General features: G+C 69.2%; 5 protein-coding genes. 4 read left to right on the top strand and 1 reads right to left on the bottom strand.

Annotated features, from left to right (window positions below; translation table 11 throughout):
* Nucleotides 1-43: 43 nt before the first annotated feature.
* Entirely contained in the window at nucleotides 44-787 is a 744-nt protein-coding gene (locus ACZ38L_RS38025) for an MFS transporter (protein WP_465702461.1), read from the bottom strand.
* 668 nt (nucleotides 788-1455) lie between these two features.
* On the opposite strand from ACZ38L_RS38025, the gene ACZ38L_RS38030 reads away from it, so the two are divergent.
* The 4 genes from ACZ38L_RS38030 (at nucleotide 1456) to ACZ38L_RS38045 (ending at nucleotide 5486) form a co-directional block, all read left to right on the top strand.
* A complete protein-coding gene (locus ACZ38L_RS38030) occupies nucleotides 1456-2388 on the top strand; it encodes a hypothetical protein (RefSeq protein WP_465702463.1) in 933 nt (310 codons plus the stop codon).
* 166 nt (nucleotides 2389-2554) lie between these two features.
* Nucleotides 2555-2704, top strand: coding sequence for a hypothetical protein (locus ACZ38L_RS38035; RefSeq protein WP_465702465.1), 150 nt, complete (start codon nucleotides 2555-2557; stop codon nucleotides 2702-2704).
* Nucleotides 2705-2907: 203 nt separating this feature from the next.
* Complete coding sequence (locus ACZ38L_RS38040; protein ID WP_465702467.1) at nucleotides 2908-4059, top strand: ParA family protein; 1152 nt, start codon at nucleotides 2908-2910, stop codon at nucleotides 4057-4059.
* Entirely contained in the window at nucleotides 4056-5486 is a 1431-nt protein-coding gene (locus ACZ38L_RS38045; protein ID WP_465702469.1) for a ParB/RepB/Spo0J family partition protein, read from the top strand. The genes ACZ38L_RS38040 and ACZ38L_RS38045 overlap by 4 nt, the downstream gene beginning before the upstream one ends.
* The last annotated feature ends 597 nt before the right edge of the window (nucleotides 5487-6083 follow it).

Below are 6083 nucleotides of genomic sequence, written 5' to 3' on the forward strand. Positions count from 1 at the left end.
GCCTCGCCCTTGAGCGCCGGCCCACCCCACTGAGCAGGGCACCTCACCCAGACCTCATCGCGAATCGGGCATCACGGCGCGAACCGCACTCTGAGAAGTCGGCGGCGTAGGTAACGATCAGGACCTTGTCCATGGTGAGCAGCCGGAGCCCAGCCAACACGTCGTTCCTGCCAACGCGGCGTCTGCCGGAGCCGACAGGCGGCAGCGGCGGAAGCCGCCACACGGCCAGGAGCGTCGCTGTGAGCGCCACGGCATCGATGAAGTAGAGCATGGGGCTCCCTACAGCAGGCAGAAGCGCGCCGGCCAGCAGCGGGCCCGCGATTCCCGCTGACCAGGAGGCTGTCGACTGCAGCGTGTTCGCCGCCGGTAGGGCCGTAGCGGGTACCAGGCGTGCGACGACCGCACCGCCTGTGGCGGCGTTCGCGCCGAAGCAGGCCTGTTGCAGCCCCACTGGGACGAGCAGTAGCGCCACCGAACGCAGGTGGGCCGCGGCTTGGAACCACAGCAGCAGCGAGGCCACCCCGATCCCGGAATTGGTGCACAGCAGCACCAGACGCCGGTCGGCGGCATCCGCCACGGCTCCTCCCCACAGCGACCCGAGGACCATCGGAACGAAGCCGACAAGGCCCGCGAGCCCGACGTCGACGGACGAACCGGTCAGACCGTAAATCTGCAGCGGCACGGCCACTGCCGTGAACTGGGCACCGGACGTCGTGATCGCCCCCGCGAGCCAGAGTCTGCGGAAGTCCTGATGCCGCAGCGGCTCGATATCCATGAAGATCCGCATGCCCGAACACTGGGGCTTGCCCCTGGGGCAAGGTCAAGGCGACACAGGGCCGGTCTACGGGACCCCACCCAAGCCCGCCGAGCACCGGCCTGCGTCCGCAGGTCCCTTTACAACTCCCTACCCCCAGCGACCAGCCCCGCGTACAGTTCCCGAGCTGGCTCCCGGTGATCGCTACTGGGGTGGGCGCGGTCTGAGTGGGACGACGTGGGGATCGTCGGCCGCGAGCCGGTCGCGGAGCCGCTGGTTCTCCAGGGTGAGCTGGTTGACGACGCGGACCAGGACATGGACGTCGGCGCGAAGGTGCTTGAGCTCCGCGTTCTTCGAGGCGATCGTCTTCTTCAGCTTGGCGATCGTGGCCCGTAGGCGGGCTTCGGCGGCGGGGACGGCGCAGCGCTGCCTAACGTGTTCGTAGGCATGCGGCGTTCGTCGACCCGGGGCGGGGCCGACCTGGGGATGACGCGCACCCCGGAAGCCCTGGAGCCGCTCCGAAATCCGATGGATCCTCCGCCGCGAGCGAGGCACAATCCCGGGGACCGCAGCGAGGGGGAGCTTGTTTGGACGTGTTTGCGTGTGCTGGGTGCTGCACCGAGTTGACGGCACCGGTGTCCCAGGTCGCGCTCCCCGTCCACACCCACCACGGTGCCTGGGAGGAACTTCATCCTCCGCTGATGGATCCGGCGACGTACGCCGTCGACCCACGGCCCACCGGACCTCCTTGGCGGTTGTGGGCAGAGGTCGGAGAGGAAGCGGCTGCCAGGCAGGGGGTGTACGCGCCGGTGTACTCCGTCTCCTTCGGCGCGCGGGGCAGGATCGTCATCGCGCCCGGTGACTCCCGGTCGATGACTCTGATCCTGGAGAAGTGCGAGGGCTACTGCCGGGGCGTGGACGGCCGGGCCGGGCCCAATCTGGCCTGTGCGGGGTGCGGACGGGCCGTGGCGACCCGGATCGACGACTGCGGCTCGTGGCAGACGGTGTGGCTGGAGCCCGACGCGGTCGTCCCCCGCCCCTCGGGGCTCCCGGACGACCCGCAACCCGACTGGGCGGGCCTGGAGCGTGCCGAACACCGCGTCCCGCCCGTCGAACCCGACGGGTCGTGGAGCCGCCGCTGGGAGGCTGCGGTCGGCGTCGCGCTGGCCCACCTCGTGGCGGCCACCGAGAACCACCCGGTGACCCTCCCCGCCGGCCCCGTCGCCGAGTTGCTCGGCCACGCCGTGGCCCGCTACCTCCCGCCCGGGCCCGGCCCCCGCTCGGTGGGGTTGGCCGGCCCGGGCATCCCCGAGCCCCGGCCCCGCCCCGACGTCCTCCTCGTCCCCCGCCACCCCGGCACGGGCGAGCCGTGGCGCCCACCCGACCGCGAGGCGACGGTGGTGCCGCTGGACAGCGGAGTCTGGGCGTACCTCACCAGCCCCGGGGAGACCTACCCGACGCCCGCCACCGGGGTGCTCCCGGCGGGTGTCCTGCGCGATGACTACCCACTGCCGTCGCGCCCCTGGCACCCCCTAGAACCCCATGATGGCGCCTTCAGGGACACCCTGGTCGGGCTGCCCTCGATCCGCGGCCCAAGGCTGCGCAGGTATCACGACGCCGCGTACCGATCGTGAGCGCCCGATGGGCGCCGGGGGCCACTTCGAACCGTCGAGCTCGCCGTTCGAGTCAAGGAGTCGTTGTCGACTGGCCATCGGCCTCCGGGAGAAGGTGAACCACGCTGATCCAGGGGGAGTCGCCGGTCTTCTGGAATGCGCGGACTCTCCAGCGCCCTGAGGGCAGATGGACGGGGGCTTGGTCCGGCTCGCCTCTGCCGTCCGGGTCTACATCTGCGACAAGGCCGTGCACTTCGACGGTGACTGGGCCGCCACCCTCGCCGTCGTCACCCGAGCCATCGGTCTGGACCGTGATGCTGGCCGGGTCCCAGCCTGATCCTCAACACAGTGAAGGGCCCGTCTCCTAGAACCCAAGCGACACCGGGGAGACGGGTCCTTCTGCGTTCCCATATCTGGACGTCGCTCGGGCCGGAGGGGTGGAAACGCCGTTTCCACCCCTCCGGGCACTCGAAGGGTTTTGACGTGCCGACACGCCGTTTAGATTCGTAACCAGCCAGCTCGCGTCAGTATGCTGACGCCATGGCATCCCCGTACTCGGGAGGTGAGCGGGAAAAGCTAACGTCTAAGCTGCCCGCGTCCCTCCGTCAAGACCTCAAGGTCCGTGCTGCTCAGCTGGGCATCGATGTCCAGGACGCCGTCGCCGACGGCATCGTCGCCTGGCGGGCCCACAACACTCCCCTCCCGACCATCGACACCTCGGGAGCCGACTCCTTCGGAACCTGGCTTCCCGAAGGCCTCTACGACGTGTTCAAGGAGGACTGCCTCAACCGCGAGGTGTCCTACATCCAGGGCCTCGCCCAGGCGGTGCGGCTCTGGCTGGACGAGCACGCGGACCAGGAGAGCGTCAGCCCGGACCAGCCGGCGCGGCGCATCGTTATGGCCAACCAGAAGGGCGGCGTCGGTAAGACGGCCGTTTCCGCCGGTGTGGCCCAGGCCTTCGCCGAAGACGGCCAGCGTGTGCTGCTCATCGATTACGACCCGCAGGGCCACCTGAGCCACCAGCTCAACATCCCCGCTATCGACGCGGGTGAGGAGAGCCTGGTCACGCACATGATCGACCGGGACAAGGTCCGCAAGACCGTCCGGGACCTGGTCGTCGTTATCCCCGGCGACCGGTTCGGCGGACGACTCCACGTCCTGCCCGCCGCCTTCGACGCGTTCCTGCTCGATGCTGGCCTCGCCATGTTCCGAGGTCCGCGGCACGCTGTCCTCGAACGCGCCCTCGCCGCGGCCGAACCGGACTACGACGTGATCATCATCGACTCGCCGCCCAGCCTCGGCCTCGCCATGGATGCCGCTCTCTACTACGGGCGGCAACGTGACGGCGAGCAGGACGGCCGCTCCGGTGTCGTCATCCCCGTCGAAGCCGAGGACAGCTCCGCCAAGGCCTACGGCATGCTCGTCAAGCAGATCGATGCCCTCAGCGCCGACTATGACCTGGTGCTCCAGCAGCTCGGCTTGGTTGTCAACAAGTACGACTCCCGCCGCGGCTTCATCGCCACCTCCTCCCTGGAGAAGTGGAAGGCCCTCGGAACCCCCCGCGTCCTCGCGGTCAACAAGGACCTGCGCGAGCAGCGCGAAGCCGTCCGCGTTACTCAGCCGCTCCTCGACTACGCGCCTGAATCCGAGCAGGCCCACACCATGCGCCAGATCATTCGGGAGCTGTCATGAGCGGCCGCGGCAAGGCCGCTTTGCTCGGCGGCTCCAGCAGCTTCGACGCCGTCGCTTCCCAGCCCGTCAGCGAGCGGGCCCGGGCTCTGGCAGCTCTCGACGGAACGCCTTCGCTCTCCGCAGTCAGTGCGCCGCCGCAGATCAGCGGGCGCGCCCGGATCGAGCAGCTCGCCCACAACCCATTCAACCCGCGCGAGACGCTCACCGAGATCAAGGAGATGGCCGACAGCCTCGAAGTCCGCGGCATCATCCAGCCGCTGACCGTGGTGACGCGCACTGCCTTCCTGAACGCCCACCCCGGCCACGACGCCCGGATCGGCACCGCCGAGTACGTCGTCCTCGACGGGAACCGGCGCCTCGCTGGAGCGACCCTCGCCGGACTCGACGAGCTGCCCATCCACGTGGACGATGACCAGGCCGAGACCGCCGACGACATGCTTGAGTCGGCCCTCGTCGCTGCGGTCCAGCACGTTGAGATCGAACCTCTCGACCAGGCCAAGGCTCTCTCCCGACTCATCACCGTGCACGGCTCGCAGCGACAGGTCGCCAAGCGCCTCGGCAAATCCCATGTCTGGGTCTCCCAGCGCCTCGCCCTTCTCAACCTGACCCCCGAACTTCAGCAGGCGGTGGAGGAGAAGGCCGTCCCCGTCGAGGTCGCCCGCTCGGCTGGCCGCCTGCCCCAGGAACAGCAGAAGGCCGCGGTCGAGAAGGCGATCGAGGACCGCGCAGCGGCGCCCAAGCGCAGCGCCAGGGGTGGAAACGCCGTTTCCACCCCCCGTGGGAAGCACGCCGCAGACCGGGAGCCGGCCAAGGGTGGAAACGGCGTTTCCACGCAGACCCCGATGCTCACCGAAGTAGAAGCTGCGGATGTGCCGCAGCAGCGTCCCCGTACCGAGCCGGACGCCGCGACGGCACGCCGCCGGCTCCTTCAACTGGGCGCCACCGCCACGGACTGGGCGGTTACACTCCTCGCCGCGTGCACCGACGAAGAGCTGGCCCTTCTGCTTCAACGCCTGACGGCCGCGTCGGTGACACAAGCCACGCAAGAGGGAGAAGGGCAGACAAGGAAGCCCAGCCGCACCCTGGCCATGGTCACCGGACTGAACCTGGTGTCCCCAGCGCAGCGGGGGCTGGGGCGCATCACAGAGAGCGAACCGCTGCCGCTGCTCGGCCCGACCTGGCAGCTGACGGGATGGCAGAGCGACCGCAACGTCCGGTACGTCGTACTCGAGGACACTGGCGTAACCGGATGGATCGAATACGGCGCAGGCGGGTTGGCTGGCTGGGTGGCTGTGGCTGAGGGCATGGCCCTCGCCGATTCCGCAGACCCGGACCAGCCGCTCCTCCATCCGGACGTCGAGAGTGCTGCGGCGACGGTTTGGGAGGCCTACCAGGCCAAGCAACGGCAGCTGGCAGTGGATGCCTGAGCCGAGCCTTTGCCATCCGGCGCCGTACAGCCTCAAGGCGGCCGACTGAGAGTTCGAGGGTTGTGTAGACGACGCCCAGGCCACAACTGGACGTAGCCTTCGGACCAGTGGGGCCGAGCACTGGAAACGCCGTTTCCACCCCGCCAGCCTTGCCTCCCCAGCGCCCGGCTGACGAAGGACACCCGGAGCCGTGTTCCGCCCTCCGCCCGCTCGGAGCGACCGCCCCCGAGGGGGCGGCAATCCTGAGGGTCGCGTCCACGCCTGAGGAGCTCGACGAACTTCTTGAGGGGCTCACCGCGCCCCGAACGCTGAATGCGAAAGGCCTGGCCCGGGGACCGCTCCCCAGACCAGGCCTTTCGCATTCAGTGCTCGGGGCGGGCCCTGATCCTGCCGCGCGGCAGGACGCGCAGGTCGCACGAGGCCGTGCTCTGACCGAGTGGCTTTATTGGCGAGTACCGAGAGCAGATGTTGCTCAGCAGCAAGAGCATCGCAAGGCGCGAGGGATTCTCAGCGACGGTTGAAAACTGACCGCTGAACGGCGGATGAAACGGGACCCACCGGAGCAAATCCGACCCTTCTTGCGATCGTCTGATCATC

Source organism: Kitasatospora sp. NPDC024654 (assembly GCF_055559155.1).